Source organism: Occultella gossypii (genome assembly GCF_019947135.1).
Lineage (GTDB): Bacteria > Actinomycetota > Actinomycetes > Actinomycetales > Beutenbergiaceae > Occultella > Occultella gossypii.
The window spans coordinates 1-15,678 of record NZ_JAGSHT010000013.1; the positions used below are offsets into that span (position 1 = coordinate 1).

The window sequence follows — 15,678 nt, forward strand, 5'->3', positions numbered from 1 at the left end:
TCGGCGTTGGACGCCGCCTCCGCCGCAGCCGCAGCAGCCGCATCGGCATCCGCAGTGGACGTCGCCGCAGCAGACGCATCAGCGTTCGCCGCATCGTTGGCATCGGCATCCGCCGCCGCCTGTGCAGCAGCAGCCGCCGCAGCGTTGGCATCCGCATCCACGTTCACCGACGCATCAGCCGAAGCATCCGCGTTCGCAGCAGCCGCAGCAGCCGACGTCGCGTCCGCATCAGCCGCGGCCGAAGCCGTCGACGTCGCATCCGCATTCGCCGCCGCCTCAGCAGCAGCCTCCGCCGCCGCATTGCTGTCATCATCAGCCGTCGCCGCAGCAGCCGCCGACGCCGACGCGTTGGCGTTCGCATCGACCGAGGCATCAGCATCGGCAGTGGCGTCAGCATCGGCGGTGGCCGAGGCCTGCGCCGAGGCGTCGGAGGAGGAGTCGGCGTTGGACGCCGCCTCCGCCGCAGCCGCAGCAGCCGCATCGGCATCCGCAGTGGACGTCGCCGCAGCAGACGCATCAGCGTTCGCCGCATCGTTGGCATCGGCATCCGCCGCCGCCTGTGCAGCAGCAGCCGCCGCAGCGTTGGCATCCGCATCCACGTTCACCGACGCATCAGCCGAAGCATCCGCGTTCGCAGCAGCCGCAGCAGCCGACGTCGCATCCGCATCAGCCGCGGCCGAAGCCGTCGACGTCGCATCCGCATTCGCCGCCGCCTCAGCAGCAGCCTCCGCCGCCGCATTGCTGTCATCATCAGCCGTCGCCGCAGCAGCCGCCGACGCTGACGCGTTCGCGTTGCTGTCGTCGTCCCCAGCGTCCAGGCGGACCGTCGCCGAAGCGATGGACACCTCGGCGAGCGGAGTGCTCAGTGCCGGCAGCAGGGTGATCTGCACGGCCCGCTGCGTGAACGAACCGGCATCCTCGGCCGTGACGGTCGTGAAGTCGCCCGGCTCTTCCTGAACGTTCGCGATGACGGAGACGAGGTTGTTCGTGATCAGTTCCGCGATCGGTGAGATCAGCACGTTCGCCGTCTCGACGATCGGGCGGAAGATCGTGTCCAGCGTCCCCTCGTCGGTGATCGCCGCGCTGATCGGGGTGACCAGTGCCGGCAGGAGCGTACCGGTGACGAGCTGGGCGATCGGCTCCAGAAGGTCGCCGACCGGAAGGCCGATGATGCTCGTGCCTTCCAGGTCGACCACCGGGGGCGTCGAGCCCTCGGCTCCGACGAAGTCGCCCAGCGTCCCGGTCAGGTTGATCGCCAGGTTGCCGATGGGCAGGTTGAGCGGCGGGAGGCCGGTGACCTCCCCGGTGATCGCGATGGCGAGCTCGGTGGAGTTGATCGCGTCCGTGACCGCGTCGACCAGGAGGGCTGGGAGCTGATCGAAGATGCTCCCGATGGCTCCGTCCATGGCGGCTTGGATGACGTCCGGGCCGAGCACTTCGGTGTTCGGCGGCAGCCCGTTCAGGGTGCCGTCGTAGTCGCCGCCTTGTGAGTCGGCCACCAGTTTGGCGAGGTCGATGCTGATCTCGCCGGTGCTGAAGTCGATGGTCACGGCGCTGTCGGCGCTCGTGATCGGCTCGCCGAGCACGGAGTCCACGGCGGCCTGCAGGTCCACGTCGGCGGTCACGGACACGCCCAGGTCACCGACGGTCCCGATACCCAGCAGGAGCGTGTTGACCAGGGTCTGGACGTCCACCAGCAGGGGATCAAGGGTGCCCGCAATGGTCCCGTCGGCCCCGATCAGGCCGTTGATCGGGTCGGAGACCTGGCCCAGAGCACCGGAGAGGTCTGCGGAGAGGGCACCGAGTGCGTCGCTCTGCAGGATCAACCTGCCGTCGGCGATCTGGTAGTCGCCCACCGGAATGCTGCTCGCGTCGTAGGTCGCCGACGCCGAGAGGGCCCCGAGCTCGAGACGGGCCTGGGTGAGGAGCTCGGCCAAGCCGGCCTGCGCGAGGAGCGGCCCGAGATCGAGATAGGCGTTCTGAGCGGGGTCGCCCCCGCCGACGGCGATGGAGCCATCGGCATTGACCGCACCGGACGATGCGAACGGCACTGTGTCGGGCGCAGTGTTCGCGTACTGACCCAACGCACCGACCGCCACGATCCCGTTGGGGCCGAAGAGCTGTACCCCGTCGCCGAGGTCGATGTTCAGCGCTGCGAGGACCTCGAGCGAGAGCGGGTTGGTCACCGCGCCGGACGCGCTCGGATCGGCACTGTAGGCCGCTGCAAGGGCCGCGACCGCGTCAAGGTTGACAACGCCACCGCCACCCAGGATGCGTCCCTCTGCCTCCGACTGGTCGGTCGGTAGTGCGGCTGCGGGATCTGTGAGCCCGGTCAGCCCAAGAGCACCGGCGGTCATGGCCGAGACGGCCACAGTCGCTACTGCGGCCAGCGGCCGCTTCCATCGAGAGCGCGCGTGAGGTCGCGGCTCATCTTTCACGTCGTGCATATGACTCCCCCGAGTATCGTGATGATCCGCCGGGCGGCGATGCCCTCATGCGCTTCGTGGAGCACGAACCTCGCGAGGAGGGACACGAACGCCGCGACGGTATGGCGCCGACATCCGTTCCCTGGTTGGGATCTTGTCGACAGTTGGAACGTAGGCGAGGCACGCACCGACCGCGGAACCCGTAGGCGACGACGCATCAGCATGCTGCGAGCTCACCCGTGGCGTTCCGCGGATCCTGGCCCGCGTACCGCCCGCCGGCTCACCCCCGAATCGCCCTGGCTTCATCTCGTCTTCATCCCCGGCGATCTCACGCCTCGGACGCGAGGGCGGCACGCCGGCTGGCTGCGCGCAGCCGGAAGGACGGCGGATGCCACGAACCATCACGGATCCGGTCGGGTGGTAGGTCGCCTAGACTCCCTGAGGGTGAGCCGCTCACGTCGTGCACTCCTGGTCGTCACTGCCGCAGTCGCCGTGGTGACGCTGATCGGTGCGGCGGCGGTTCGTGATCAGGGCCGCGTGGACGAGGTGGGCCTCTACACGCTCGGGATCGGGGTCCAGGCCGATGGATCGGTGACGACGATCCCCCCGGACTCCGACGTCCACTACCTGCCCGGCACCCGCGTGATCGACCCGGGACCGGACGCGAGCGATGCCGACCGTGAAGCCGCCGAGACCCTGGCCGACGAGACGAGGACCTGGCTCGACGCGGGAACCGTGCCCGGCGCCGGCGGCCCGCACGAGGAGCTCGCCACGGACGCCCTCCTCGACCTGCACACGCTGACCCTCGAGGGTGGCGCCGCCGTCGCCGGGTTCTCGAGCAAGTGGCGCTACGTCTGGCCGCGCGACGCGTCGTTCGTGGCGGCCGCGCTCACCGTGACCGGCCACCACGAGGACGCCGTCGAGGTCTTCACCTTCCTGGACGGCGTGCAGCACCCGGACGGCAGCTTCGAGGCGCGCTACCTGCCGGACGGGTCCGGGCCGCCCGATGCCCGTGGCCTGCAGACCGACGGCACCGGCTGGGTGCTCTGGGCGCTCGCGTACGTGGCGGACGTGCTGGGTCCAGGCGCCGAGCGCGACGAGTTCCTGGCCACGTTCACGCCGATGATCGAGCGGTCCACCGGCTATCTGCGGACCCAGGTCGCGAACCCGCGGTCCCTGCCCGCGCCGTCGGCGGACTACTGGGAGCACCGCGAGAGCGCCCTCACCCTCGGCACCGCGGCCCCGGTCCTGGCCGGCCTCAAGGCGTCCGCGCGTCTGCACACCTGGCTGGACCGCGACGCCGACGCCACGGCTGTGGCTTCGGATGCCGACCGGCTCGAGCAGGCGGTCGTGGCGAACTTCGGGCAGACCGGGTACGGCCGCTACGCCGGGCGGTCCCCACGGGACGCGGCGACCGCGTTCGTGCTGCCACCGTTCCAGCCCGAAGCCCTACCCGGGGCGGCCACGGCCTGGGAGTCCTCGATCGACGAGATGAGCCGGCCCGCCGGCGGCCTGGCACCGGGCGGATCCTGGCCGGAGACCTCCATCTCCTGGACGCCGCAGACCAGCCTGTACGCCTGGTCCGCCGCGGCGAACGGTCAGACCGACCGCGCCGACGGATGGCTGAGCTGGATCACCGAGCACCGCACCCCGCTCGGGGCGATCCCGGAGAAGGTCGGGCCGGACGGCTCACCCGCCGGCGTCGCGCCGCTGATGTGGTCGGCGGCCGTGGTGATCCTCACCGTCGCCGAACTGGACGGCAACGCTCCCTGAGCCCGACGGCGGCACTCGCCGCCCACAGGTCCGGCTCGGTGGGGTGGGGCGTCAGTTCCGGAAGGCGTCGTCGCGCAGCACCACGACGATGCCGTTCGAGGCCGCCGAGGAGTCCTCGATGAGGTCGGTGACGCTGAGCAGTTCACCGACGGCCGCAGCCTCCTCGGCCATGTCCGCGCTGGTGTAGAAGACCGCCGAGGCGGTGGGCAGCTGCCGCGAGTAGTTGTCCGGCGTGACGGTCGTCCAGCCGTCCTCGGTGAGGACCTCGGCGGCCTCACCGGCCAGGCCGGAGATGCCGGCGCCGTTGAGGACGTATACGGACAGGTCCCGGTCGAGGTCCGCCGGTTCCGTGCTCGGCTCCTCGGTGGGCTCCTCGGTGGGTTCCTCGGTGGCAGGGGGCTCCTCGGTGGCGCCGTCCGTCGTGGTCGGCTCGCCGGCGTCGGTCGTGGTGGTCGGCGCGGCGGTGGGGTCGTCCGCACCACCGAACCCGCCGGAGAGCAGGCGCACGGCCCCGAACGCGAGCGTCGGGGCGAGGATGATCACCAGGATGAACGGCAGCAACTGCCGCCAGCGCGACTGCTGCGCGCGGTGCACGCCCTGCGGGGTCCGATCCGCGCCGAGGGCGTCGAACTCGTCCTCGGAATGCGGATAGTCCCTGTTACTCACACCGGAAGGTTAACGGTTCGGACTGACTCAGAGTTCATTGCCGAGGCGGCGTGCCGAGCGCTCGCGCTGGCGGGTGCTGCGCATCCGGCGCAGACGCTTGACCAACATCGGCTCCGCCGCGAGCGCCGCGGGGTCATCGATCAGGGCGTTCAGGACCTGGTAGTACCGCGTCGCGGACATGTCGAAGAGTTCCCGGATGGCGGTCTCCTTCGCCCCGGCGTACTTCCACCACTGCCGCTCGAAGGCGAGGATCTCGGCGTCGCGTTCACTCAGTGTTGCTGCGTCCGAAGTCTGCGTGGACAACACCCGCGCTGCCGACATCGTGCCTCCTCGTTCCCGGTTCAGTCGTGGACCGCTCAGCCTGCAGCGACCCGTGGTGGTTCATAGTAGGGGCAAACGACACGCGTGTCATTCCTGCCGCGCCGGACCCGCTGTGGTACGCGATCGGCCCGATCGGCGGACGCTGCCGTCAGCCCGTCGGGACCGGATCGACCCTTACAGCCGTCGATCTGCCAGGGTAGACGGGTGAACAGCGTCAAGGAGGGCGGCCCCCGCCCACTCACGGATCTGATCGACCCGGGCTGGGCTGCGGCCCTGGCAGAGGTGGAGCCGCAGGTGCACGCGATGGGCGAGTTCCTGCGGAGCGAGGTGGCCGCCGGGCACGGCTATCTGCCGGCCGGGGACCACGTGCTGCGCGCGTTCACGAACCCGTTGGCCGACGTCCGGGTGCTGATCGTCGGGCAGGACCCTTACCCGACCCCGGGTCACGCGATGGGCCTGTCCTTCTCCGTGGCCCCCGACGTACGACCGGTGCCGCGGTCGCTGCAGAACATCTACCGGGAGCTCGGCACCGACCTCGGCCTGCCGACGCCGGCCAACGGCGACCTGTCCCCGTGGGCAGACGCCGGTGTCCTGCTGCTGAACCGGAGCCTGACGGTCCGGCCGGGCGAACCGGCGTCGCACCGGGGCAAGGGCTGGGAGGCGGTCACGGACGCTGCGATCCGCGCGCTCGTGGCCCGCGGAACACCGTTGGTGGCGATCTTGTGGGGCAACGACGCCCGCTCGCTGACCCCGCTGCTCGGACAGACGCCGATCGTCGCGAGCGCGCACCCGAGCCCCCTGTCCGCCTCCCGCGGGTTCTTCGGGTCGCGCCCGTTCAGCCGCGCCAACGCCCTGCTCGTGGAGCAGGGCGGGCCGCCCGTGGACTGGTCCCTCCAGCCCTGACGCGGCCCGTCCAACCCTGACGCAGCCCGTCCCGCCCCGACGCAGCCTCGTGGAATCTCATAGCCAGGACGCGGTGACCGGAGTAGGAAGGAGTGGTGAACCCCGTGCTGCACCCGGTCTCCGATCCCGCCCGCTGGTCCCGGTACGTCGCCCTCGGCGACTCCATGACCGAAGGCCTGTGGGATCCGGACCCGGACGACCCTGCCCAGGTCCGCGGTTGGGCCGACCAGCTCGCCGGTTCGCTGTCCGCGCGCCGGGTCGATGCTGGGCTGGCCCCGCTGGAGTACGCGAATCTGGCGATCCGCGGGCGGCTCCTCGAACCGATCATCGCCGAGCAGCTCCCGGTCGCTCTGGAGGCCGAGCCGGACCTGATCTCCCTCGTCGGCGGGGGCAACGACCTGCTCCGGCCCGGTTCCGACCCGGACCGGATGGCAGCGATCCTGGAGGACGCCGTGCACACGATCCGGCGGGCCGGGGTGGACGTGCTCCTCGCGACCGGTACGGACACCCGGCAAGCCGGCGTGCTGCGCGCCATCCGCGGCCGGGTCGCCACCTTCAACGCGCACATCTGGTCGATCGCCCGCCGGCACGACGCCTACGTGGTCGACGTGTGGGGACTGCGGGCCATCCAGGACTGGCGGATGTGGGCGCAGGACCGTATCCACCTCACCACCGACGGACACCAGCGGATCGCGCAGGCGGCGCTGGTGGCGCTCGGTCTCACGCCCGACGACGCAGCCTGGGCCGATCCGTTGGCTCGCCTCGCGCCGGTCCCGACCGGGCAGCGGTTCCGGTCCGACGCGGAGTGGTTCGTCCGCGACGTCTACCCGTGGGCGACCCGCCGCCTGCGCGGCCGTTCCTCCGGGGACGCCCGCGTGCCCAAGCGACCACGGGTCGAGCCGCTGCCGCCCTCGATCTCCGCGGCGACGCCGTCGGACGCCGTCCGAGAGCCGGTGCCACCACCTCCGGAGCCGCTCGGACCCACCGACACCACAGTGCCGCGATGAGCGGCAATCGCCCGGACGGGTTCTCCTATCGCGAGGTGGGCACCGAGGTACGGATCACCCACCACGGCCGCCACGCCACGACCCTGCGTGGCGGTCGGGCCGCCGAGTTCCTGCGCGAAGTCGAGTTCGGCGATCCCCAGGAACTGATGGCCCGGGTGACCGGCAACTACAAACACGGCAACGAACGCACCGCGCGCAACCACCCACGCAACCGGGGCCGCTGAGCCACCCTCGCCCGCTGCCCGCTTGCCCCACGCGTAGGCAGGCAAGCGCGCCGCGAGCCACGTCCACCGGGGTACCACGCGGGACCCTCCTGCGGACCCGCGACGTCACCGCGCGGCGGAGCACCCGCCGTCGTCAGCTCGGACCGAGGTCCGCCGAGTACCAGCGCTGCGGTTCCATCCGGACGAGGAGCTGAACGCCGAAGCCGGCCGCCATCTCGACGTACGCGGCCGCGCCGTCGCCCAGGTAGCGGCGTGCCATCGCGAGGTGTTCGTCCTCGGTCGCCGCCCGGGACTCGACGACCGGTCCCTCCACGCTCACGTACCGCACCCGTGGCGAGGACTCCTCGGCGAGCAGCGAGAACCTGCCGGCGGCCTCGATCAGGCGCGACTTGACGGAGTCCGCCGGGGTCACCACCCACACCACCCGGCCGCCGGACTCGTAGCCGTACCAGACCGGCACCACGAGCGGGCCCCGGTCCGGACCGGCGCTGACGGCGAGCGCTCCGGTGTGGGGCTGAGCGAGGAACTCCTGCCGTTCGGCCTGCGGCATCGACATTCCGTTCTCCCTTCGGTTGGTCGAGGCGTCGACGCTACCCGCGACCTGTGACACACCACTGGCCGGGATTCGCGCGAGTGAGCGCCGAAACGGTTGTCACTTCCGCCGCCAACGCCGAAAACCGGCGGATGTGGTGGAACCGGGGGAGACTGGCTTGGTAGGGCTGGGCAGGTGTTCGCAGGGAGGCGATCATGACGGACCAACCGGTAGTCACCGAGCGCGAGGCCAGGGCCGTGGCCGAGCAGGCCCGGCAGAGCGAGTGGACCAAGGACTCGTTCGCCAAGGACCTCTACCTCGGCCAGTTCCGCCCGGACCGGATCTGGCCCCGGCCACCCGATGATCTCGAAGGCGAGGCCCGTGGCGAGCAGTTCCTGGCCGACCTGAGCGCCCACCTGCGTGAGCAGGTGGACGGGCAGCGGATCGAGACCGAGGACCGGATCTCCGATGAGGACCTGGCCGGACTGATCGAGCTCGGCGTGTTCGGCATCAAGATCCCGACCCGCTACGGCGGGCTCGGGCTCAGCCAGGTGCACTACAACCGGGCGCTGATGCTGCTCGGGACGGTGCACCCGAGCCTCGGCGCACTGATCTCGGCGCACCAGTCCATCGGGGTGCCCGAGCCGGTGAAGCAGTTCGGCAACCCCGAGCAGAAGGAGCAGTACCTGCGCCGGTGCGCCGAGGGTGCGATCTCCGCGTTCCTGCTCACGGAGCCGGACGTCGGGTCGGACCCGGCCCGGCTGCAGACGTCCGCCACCCGTACCCCCGAGGGCGACTACCTGCTCGACGGCGTGAAGCTCTGGACCACGAACGGCGTCCTCGCCGAACTGCTGGTGGTGATGGCGAGGGTCGCCCCGCACGCCGACGGCAAGGGCGGGATCACCGCGTTCGTGGTGGAGGCGGACGCCCCGGGCATCACCGTCGAGCGCCGGAACTCGTTCATGGGACTGAAGGGGCTCGAGAACGGGCTGACCCGGCTCCACCAGGTGCGGGTGCCCGCCGGAGCCGTGATCGGCCGTGAGGGTCAGGGTCTGAAGATCGCGCTCACCACGCTGAACACCGGGCGGCTGTCCATCCCGGCGCTGTGCGTCGCGGCGAGCAAGTGGTCGCTCAAGATCGCCCGCGAGTGGGCGCTCGAGCGGGTGCAGTGGGGCCGGCCGGTCGGCCGGCACCCCGCCATCGCCCACCAGCTCGCGTTCATGGCCGCGACCACCTACGCCCAGGAGGCGATGGTCGAGATCGCCGGCGAGCTCTCCGACTCCGGCGCCGCCGACATTCGGATCGAGGCCGCGCTCGCGAAGCTCTGGTGCTCCGAGATGGCCTGGCAGGTCGCGGACCGGCTCGTGCAGATCCGGGGCGGGCGCGGGTACGAGACGGCCGCGTCCCTGGCCGCCCGCGGCGAGCGTGCCGTGCCGGCCGAACAGGTGCTGCGGGACCTGCGGATCAACCGGATCTTCGAGGGCTCCAGCGAGATCATGCACCTGTTGATCGCCCGGGAGGCCGTGGACGCGCATCTGTCCGTGGCGGGCCGACTCATCGACCCGGACGCGGATCTGCCGGCCAAGGCCGACGCCGCCCGCGCCGCGGCCGGTTTCTACGCCGGCTGGTTGCCGCGGCTGGTCGTCGGCCCCGGGGATTCCCCCACCTCCTACGCCGACCTCGGCCCGCTCGCCGGGCACCTGCGATTCGTGGAACGCACGTCCCGGCGCCTGGCCCGGTCGACGTTCTACGGGATGGCCCGTTGGCAGGGCGGCCTCGAGCACAAGCAGGGCTTCCTCGGCCGGATCGTCGACATCGGAGCGGAGTTGTTCGCGATGACGTCCGTCTGTGCGCACGCCTCACGGCACGGCGGCGGGTCCGGCCCCGGCTCCCCGCATGCCCTGGCTGACGCGTTCTGCCGCCAGTCGAGGCTGCGGGTGGCCGGGCTGCTGCGGGCCCTGTGGGTGAACACCGACGGCGCCGACGAGACCCTCGCGTCCGACGTGCTCGAGGGCCGCTACTCCTGGGCCGAGGCCGGCATCATCGATGCGTCCGAGGGCACCGGTCCGTGGATCGCCGACGCCACCCCAGGCCCGTCGGCACGGGAGTCGGCGGCCCGCCGGTACCGCTGAGCGCTCGGCGGGCCACTGTCAGGGCGGTCGGTCGGCTCGAGCGCTCAGTCCTACTGGCCCGTCTCGCCAGACACCGGCAGGTGCTTGGCCCACCACGCGAGGATGTGCTCGAACCGGGCGATACGGTGCTTCGGCTGACCGGACCGGCTCAGCTCGTGACCCTCCCCCGGGAACAGCAGGAGCTCGGTGTCGACCCCGCGCCGCTTGAGCCCCACGTACCATCGCTGCCCCTGCTCGACCGGGCAGCGCCAGTCCTGCTCGGAGTGGATCACGAGGGTGGGCGTGCGGACCTTGTCCAGGTGCGCCATCGGGCTCTGCGCGGCGACCGCCGTCGGGTCGTCGCCGAGGTAGCGCCGCCCGAAGAACCAGCCGATGTCGCTGGACCCCTCGAAACTCACCGGGTCGAGGAAGCCGCGCTCCACGATCGCGGCCACGAACCGGTCCGTGCGGGTGGTCAGCCACGCCGTCAGGTACCCGCCGTAGGACCCACCGAGCACACCCACGCGGTCGGCGTCGAGCGTGGGATCGGCGGCCAGTGCCGCGTCCAGGAACGCGAGCACGTCTGCGGTGTCCCGGTCTCCGAACCCGCCGGTGATCGCCCGGCCGTGCTCCTGCCCGTACCCGGAGGAGCCCCGCGGGTTGCAGAACACGACGGCGTACCCGGCCGACGCGTACACCTGCACCTCGTCGAAGAACGTCGGGGTGTACTGGGCGTGCGGGCCGCCGTGGATGAGCAGCAGCACCGGGTGCGGGCCGGGGCCGGACGGCGTCACCACCCAGCCGTGCACGGGGTACCCGTCGTCGCTCGTGGTCTCGAGCTCGACCGGCGCGAGCACACCAGCTTCGGTGCGCAACCGGGCGGACAGGTCGCTGACCCGGGCCGGGCGCTCGCTCTCGACGAGCCAGAGGTCGCCGACGCTGTCGACGGCGGTCGCGGCGAACAGGATCAGGGCGCCGTCGTCGCTGGTGTCGGCACCGGTGACCTCGGCAGCGCCGTCGAAGACGGGCGTCAGCTCGCCGTCGGCCCAGCGCACGAGTTCGGTGGTACCGCGCCGTTCACGGGTGAGCAGCACCCCGCCGTCGACGGCGAGGAACACCGTGCCGCCGAGACTCTCGGTGACCGGGTCGGTGAGGCCCTCCAGGTCGGTGATCGCGGTCCCGTCCCAGCGTCCGCGGTAGAGGGCTTCAGAGCGGCCGATGAAGTCCATGTCGTCGTCACCGAGGTCCGCCCTCAGCAGCCAGACGGCGCCGTCGTCGGCGTCGTCGAACAGGACGGCGCCGACGTTGCCGGGGCCGACGTCGAGCACCCGCTCCGCGGACGTGCCCGCAGCGTCGTGGTGGACCAGCTCGGGGACGAGCGCATCGTGGACCCCGCGCAGCACCAACAGGCCGGAACCGTCGGGCGTCCACACCGGGCTCCGGTGGTCCTGGGCGGCCGAGGTGACCTGCACCGGCTCGACCTCCGCCGTCGCCAGCCGGCCGGGCACCGTGGTGCCCTGGGCGCCGTCGGTGCCGGTCTCGCCGGAGTTCTTCGGATCGGAACCGGAATCCGCGGACGGAAGGTCCGCCGTCGGGTCCGGCGTGGCCGGCACGTCGATCACGAACACGTGCTGCGGCCGGTCGCCGTAGAAGCCGACGCCGTCGTTGCGGTAGGTGAACGTGGTGATGTGCCGCGGCGGCTCGGCACCGGGACCCACCTTCTCGTCGGTGCCGTACCGGCCGGCCTCGGGCACCCGGGCGGTGTAGGCGATCCGCTTGGAGTCCGGGGAGAACACGGGCCGGCCGGAGATCCCGGTCGGGTGGTCGGTGAGGAGCCGGGGTTCGCCGCCGCCGGTGGCCATGACCGCGAGCTGGGGCTTGCCACCCTCGACGGCGCGAACGAACGCGAGCCACTGCCCGTCCGGGGAGATGACGGGCTCGGAGTCGTTCGAGCCGTGCGTGAACGGACGCGGCGCGCCGGAGGGCAGGTCCTGGCGCCACAGCGCGGTCCGGTAGGAGTCGTCCTCGACGTCGGTGCGGGTCAGCGCGACCACCGCCCAGGTGCCGTCGGGGTGCAGGGTCGGGGTGCCGGGTCGTGTGTACAGGCTCAGGTGTTCGGGACGCATCTCGCGAGCCTATTCCCGCCCGGGTGCCGAATCCGAATGGGACGATGGATGGCACCACCATCACCGACGGGGAGGTCGAGTGTGAGTGCGGAGCAGCCGGTGCCGGCGCGGCAGGATGACGGCCACGAGCACGACGACGATCTGGTCACCGAGGAGGTCGTCGAATTCGACGACGGCGTGGAGTACGTCCCGCCGCCAGCGCCACCGGGTGCGCGCGAACCCGGGCCGAAGTGGGTCACGCCGCTGCCCACGGGCGTGCGTGCCACCTCGAACTTCGGCCCTCGCGGCGGGATCCTGCACGCGGGCGACGACTACGCCCCGCCCAAGCCCGCCCAGCAGGGCATCCCGGTGTTCGCGATCGCCGACGGCGTGGTGGTCGCGGCCAAGGTCAAGGCGCTGAAGGGCCACTCCGGCAACGGCGTGCTGATCGACCACGGCGGCAAGGTCCGGTCCTACTACGGCCACCTCGCGTCGTTCAAGGTCGGCGCCACGCAGCGGGTGCGGGCCGGGCAGCAGGTGGGCGTGATGGGCCACACCGGCAACGTCAAGCCCTCCGGCGCCGCCGGCACCCACCTGCACCTGGGGATCCTGGTCGGTGGCGCATTCACCGACCCGTCCGTGTTCCTCTCGACCCGCGGGGTGAAGATCGGCAGCTCCGCGACCCACGACACCGGCCCGATCACGCCCACGACCCAGGGGCAGTCGAAACCGAAGGGCCACGACCCCGCGGTGGAGAAGGTCATGCGGAACGCCCTGATCCCGCTCGGCTACTACCGGGGCCGACCCGACGGCGTGGCTGGGGACCTGTACCGGGCCGCCGTCAGCGCCTATCAGCGGGCGCAGCTCTGGCCGAAGGGTGGGTTGCCGGCAAAGGGCTCCTGGGACGCCGGGACGCAGGCCCATTACGCCTGGACGAGAACGCTCCAGGCCACGCTCAACGACTGGGCCGGTGCCGACCTCACCGTGGACGGCGACTACCTCGCCAGAACCGCAGCGCGCGTCCTCGAAGTCATGACGCGCAACCACGGCGGCGCCTACCCGGCCAACGCGCGGGTCGACGGCGAACCCGGGCCGGTCTTCTGCCGGATGCTCGGTATAGCGAGTCAGTGACCCACCGACCATCGTCGGGGCGCACAGCGCGCTGACCGCCCACGGCGTGGACCGGGTCGGGCGGCTCAGCCGGCAAACTCGTTGATGCCGAGAGCGAAGTCCCCGTGGCCGACCCCGTTGCCGGCGAGTCCCACCGTGACCAGGCCCATTCCTTCCAGCCAGTGCGCCATCTTCAGGCCGCCGACGTCCAACGGGCGCAGGCCGATGCTCTCGATGAATGCCGTCACGCTCGCCTTCGCCTGTGCACTGTCGCCGGCGATGAAGACGTTGGGTCGGCCGTCTTCCAGGACGTTGCGGAAGATGGTGTTGAACGCCTTCACCACGCTGGCACCGGCCGGGGCCACGTTGGCGACTTCCTGCGCGATCGAGGTCTCCTCGCTGTGGGCCAGCCCGTCGAACGTCGCATTGAAGGGGTTGCTGATGTCGACGATGACCTTGCCGGCGAGGGCGTCTGCGTACTCGACGACGACCGGAACGACACCGTCGTACAACAGGGCCGTGATGACGATGTCCCCGGCCGGGACGGCGCCCCACTCCCCCGCCGCCGCGCCGAGAGCCTTGGCCAGGTCATCGGCCTTGGACTGATCGCGGCCCATGACCTCGACGGTGTTGCCGCCCGCTATTGCCAGCGTGCCGATGGCGCGGGCCATGTTCCCCGTACCGATGATGGTGATGTCGCCCATGAGGTGCGCTCTCTTCCTTGTTCTCGAGGTCTTGCCGTGTCTCGTTCGTGCCCGGGTCGGGCCCTGCGCGCCGGCCGCGAGGTACCGGGCCGGTTGTGCGGTGTGTGGTCAGATGCGGCGAGGAACAGGGCGCCTCTCCTCCTGGGTCGGGCCTTCGGAACGGTCTCCACTATGTACACCGTGCTGTCTGCGTAACGTACCGGACGCTCGACCGGAGCACAACCTATGTACACCGATAAGTACCCAACGGGCTACACTGGGTGTATGACGGAGTTGGAGAAGGGCCCCATGGGCCGGCGCCGTGGCAGGGGCGCGCGCGAGCGCATTCTCAGCGCGTCACAGCAGTTGTTCCGCGATCAGGGCATCAACCGCACCGGCATGGACCAACTCTGTGCGGTGGCCCAGGTGTCCAAGCGCACGGCCTATCAGCACTTCGCCAGCAAGGACGAACTCGTCGCCGAATACCTGCGCCGTTTCGATCCCGACGTCATGCCCGGCGTGTTCGACCGCACCGACCTCACACCCCGGGAACGACTCATCGCCGTCTTCGACATGCCCGCGTCCACGCCGCTGTGCCCCTACATCGCGGCGGCCGTCGAACTGCACGACCCCCAACACCCCGCATCCCAGTACGCACGCGACTACAAGACCGAGATCGCTGCGCGGCTCACCGAGACCGCCCGCGAAGCCGGCGCCACCAACCCCGAACAACTCGGCGAACAACTGGCGCTACTGCTCGACGGCGCCTCGGCCCGCACCCGAGTCCTCAACAGCGGGTCCTTCCCCACCGCCGCCGCCATCGCCGCCGTCCTCATCGACAACGCCATCCCCTCGCCAGCTCCAGGGCAGCCCAGCGATCACGGCGGAACGACCAGCAGAACCTCCGACTAGCGAACGTCTCGGTTGAGGTCACGGCGCGCCGAACGCACTTGTCGTGGACCGCGCCCCGGTACGCCGGGTCGACTCACTCGCAACCGACGCCGTCGTTGTCCCGGTCGAGGTGGCGGCCGTAGCCGGGATCGCCGGCATAGACCGGTGCGGCCCCGGCCGCTCGTGCCGCCGAACAGTTGGCGTACGGGGCGGAGGCGGAACCGCTCGACGAGGAGCCGCTCGACCCGCTCGACGAGGAGCCGCTCGACCCGCTCGACGAGGAGCCGCTGGACCCGCTCGACGTCGGTACCGCGGCCTCCCGCGCGGAGACGGCAGCCTCGCGACCGGCGAGCGCCGACTCCCGCTCGGTCAGTTCGGCGTCCCTGGCGTCCGCGGCCGTGACCCGGGCGGTCAGGTCCGCCTCCTGGGTCGCGAGGGTGGTCTCCCGTTCCAGGACCGCCGCCTCCCGCCCATCGACGGCCGCGACCTGGGCGATCATCGTCTCATTCTCGGCCCGCACCTGCTCGAGCTCCGTGGCGAGAGCGTCGCGTTCCGTGCCGAGTGCATCCAGTTCCACCGACGTGTCGTCGGCCAGGCTCTGGACCTCGTCCAACTGCGCGAGGAGTGCCTGGTACTCGGCCGTGTCCTTCGGGGCGGTCTGCGCGACGACGCCGATGGTCAGGCCGAGCAGCAGTGCGACGACGCCCACGACCACGGGCACGATCGTGGTGCGGTTCTTGGGTTGCTCCGGTGGCTCCGGCGCGAGCGGCGCCGCGTGGTAGCCCGGCCCGGTGGACGCGGACCGCGCGGATCGGTCACCCGGCACGGCCCGCCGATGGGGCGGCGGTGTCGGTCGGTACGGCGGCGGAGAGTTCGGGGGCACGCTGGTCATGCCAGATATGTACACCCTGGGGACGGTGCCAGGA

14 protein-coding genes are annotated in these 15,678 nt (G+C 71.3%); 7 read left to right on the forward strand and 7 right to left on the reverse strand.

Annotated features, from left to right (window positions below; genetic code table 11):
- A partial coding sequence (locus tag KCQ71_RS13355; protein ID WP_223406661.1) for a choice-of-anchor G family protein occupies window positions 1-2,357 on the reverse strand: 2,357 nt, incomplete at its 3' end.
- A gap of 513 nt (window positions 2,358-2,870) precedes the next feature.
- On the opposite strand from KCQ71_RS13355, the gene KCQ71_RS13360 reads away from it, so the two are divergent.
- Complete coding sequence (locus KCQ71_RS13360) at window positions 2,871-4,199, forward strand: glycoside hydrolase family 15 protein (RefSeq protein WP_223406663.1); 1,329 nt, start codon at window positions 2,871-2,873, stop codon at window positions 4,197-4,199.
- Between the two features lie 51 nt (window positions 4,200-4,250).
- Here KCQ71_RS13360 and KCQ71_RS27320 read toward each other — a convergent pair whose 3' ends face one another.
- Window positions 4,251-4,865 (reverse strand): LytR C-terminal domain-containing protein, encoded by a 615-nt coding sequence (locus KCQ71_RS27320; protein WP_223406665.1) that lies wholly within the window; start codon window positions 4,863-4,865, stop codon window positions 4,251-4,253.
- A gap of 27 nt (window positions 4,866-4,892) precedes the next feature.
- Window positions 4,893-5,186 carry a DUF3263 domain-containing protein gene (locus KCQ71_RS13370; RefSeq protein ID WP_223406667.1) on the reverse strand — a complete coding sequence of 98 codons (294 nt, stop codon included), beginning with the start codon at window positions 5,184-5,186 and terminating at the stop codon, window positions 4,893-4,895.
- A gap of 204 nt (window positions 5,187-5,390) precedes the next feature.
- On the opposite strand from KCQ71_RS13370, the gene KCQ71_RS13375 reads away from it, so the two are divergent.
- From KCQ71_RS13375 to KCQ71_RS13385, 3 genes are all read left to right on the forward strand, one after another.
- Complete coding sequence (locus tag KCQ71_RS13375) at window positions 5,391-6,089, forward strand: uracil-DNA glycosylase (RefSeq protein ID WP_223406669.1); 699 nt, start codon at window positions 5,391-5,393, stop codon at window positions 6,087-6,089.
- Between the two features lie 95 nt (window positions 6,090-6,184).
- A complete protein-coding gene (locus KCQ71_RS13380) occupies window positions 6,185-7,096 on the forward strand; it encodes an SGNH/GDSL hydrolase family protein (protein ID WP_223406671.1) in 912 nt (303 codons plus the stop codon).
- Window positions 7,093-7,320 carry a hypothetical protein gene (locus KCQ71_RS13385; RefSeq protein ID WP_223406673.1) on the forward strand — a complete coding sequence of 76 codons (228 nt, stop codon included), beginning with the start codon at window positions 7,093-7,095 and terminating at the stop codon, window positions 7,318-7,320. The genes KCQ71_RS13380 and KCQ71_RS13385 overlap by 4 nt, the downstream gene beginning before the upstream one ends.
- 133 nt (window positions 7,321-7,453) lie before the next feature.
- Here KCQ71_RS13385 and KCQ71_RS13390 read toward each other — a convergent pair whose 3' ends face one another.
- Window positions 7,454-7,876 (reverse strand): pyridoxamine 5'-phosphate oxidase family protein, encoded by a 423-nt coding sequence (locus KCQ71_RS13390; RefSeq protein ID WP_223406675.1) that lies wholly within the window; start codon window positions 7,874-7,876, stop codon window positions 7,454-7,456.
- A 191-nt stretch (window positions 7,877-8,067) separates the two neighbouring features.
- On the opposite strand from KCQ71_RS13390, the gene KCQ71_RS13395 reads away from it, so the two are divergent.
- A complete protein-coding gene (locus tag KCQ71_RS13395; RefSeq protein WP_223406676.1) occupies window positions 8,068-9,984 on the forward strand; it encodes an acyl-CoA dehydrogenase family protein in 1,917 nt (638 codons plus the stop codon).
- 50 nt (window positions 9,985-10,034) lie between these two features.
- Here KCQ71_RS13395 and KCQ71_RS13400 read toward each other — a convergent pair whose 3' ends face one another.
- Window positions 10,035-12,089, reverse strand: coding sequence for a S9 family peptidase (locus KCQ71_RS13400; RefSeq protein ID WP_223406678.1), 2,055 nt, complete (start codon window positions 12,087-12,089; stop codon window positions 10,035-10,037).
- 81 nt (window positions 12,090-12,170) lie between these two features.
- Here KCQ71_RS13400 and KCQ71_RS13405 point away from each other — a divergent pair, with 81 nt between their 5' ends.
- Window positions 12,171-13,199 carry a peptidoglycan DD-metalloendopeptidase family protein gene (locus KCQ71_RS13405; RefSeq protein WP_223406680.1) on the forward strand — a complete coding sequence of 343 codons (1,029 nt, stop codon included), beginning with the start codon at window positions 12,171-12,173 and terminating at the stop codon, window positions 13,197-13,199.
- A gap of 65 nt (window positions 13,200-13,264) precedes the next feature.
- On the opposite strand, the gene KCQ71_RS13410 is transcribed toward KCQ71_RS13405, so the two are convergent.
- Window positions 13,265-13,882, reverse strand: coding sequence for an NADPH-dependent F420 reductase (locus tag KCQ71_RS13410; RefSeq protein ID WP_223406681.1), 618 nt, complete (start codon window positions 13,880-13,882; stop codon window positions 13,265-13,267).
- 225 nt (window positions 13,883-14,107) lie between these two features.
- Here KCQ71_RS13410 and KCQ71_RS13415 point away from each other — a divergent pair, with 225 nt between their 5' ends.
- Window positions 14,108-14,773: a TetR/AcrR family transcriptional regulator gene (locus tag KCQ71_RS13415; RefSeq protein WP_223406683.1), complete on the forward strand. Its 666-nt coding sequence runs from the start codon at window positions 14,108-14,110 to the stop codon at window positions 14,771-14,773.
- Window positions 14,774-14,846: 73 nt separating this feature from the next.
- Here the strand turns inward: KCQ71_RS13415 and KCQ71_RS13420 are convergent, their stop codons facing one another.
- Complete coding sequence (locus KCQ71_RS13420) at window positions 14,847-15,644, reverse strand: excalibur calcium-binding domain-containing protein (RefSeq protein WP_223406685.1); 798 nt, start codon at window positions 15,642-15,644, stop codon at window positions 14,847-14,849.
- Between the last annotated feature and the right edge of the window lie 34 nt (window positions 15,645-15,678).

Coding starts and splice junctions, on each gene's coding strand:
- KCQ71_RS13390 (WP_223406675.1), bottom strand. CDS start 7,876: ATGTCGATGCCGCAGGCCGAACGGCAGGAGTTCCTCGCTCAGCCCCAC.
- KCQ71_RS13370 (WP_223406667.1), bottom strand. CDS start 5,186: ATGTCGGCAGCGCGGGTGTTGTCCACGCAGACTTCGGACGCAGCAACA.
- KCQ71_RS13415 (WP_223406683.1), top strand. CDS start 14,108: ATGTACACCGATAAGTACCCAACGGGCTACACTGGGTGTATGACGGAG.
- KCQ71_RS13385 (WP_223406673.1), top strand. CDS start 7,093: ATGAGCGGCAATCGCCCGGACGGGTTCTCCTATCGCGAGGTGGGCACC.
- KCQ71_RS13410 (WP_223406681.1), bottom strand. CDS start 13,882: ATGGGCGACATCACCATCATCGGTACGGGGAACATGGCCCGCGCCATC.
- KCQ71_RS13420 (WP_223406685.1), bottom strand. CDS start 15,644: ATGACCAGCGTGCCCCCGAACTCTCCGCCGCCGTACCGACCGACACCG.
- KCQ71_RS13395 (WP_223406676.1), top strand. CDS start 8,068: ATGACGGACCAACCGGTAGTCACCGAGCGCGAGGCCAGGGCCGTGGCC.
- KCQ71_RS13400 (WP_223406678.1), bottom strand. CDS start 12,089: ATGCGTCCCGAACACCTGAGCCTGTACACACGACCCGGCACCCCGACC.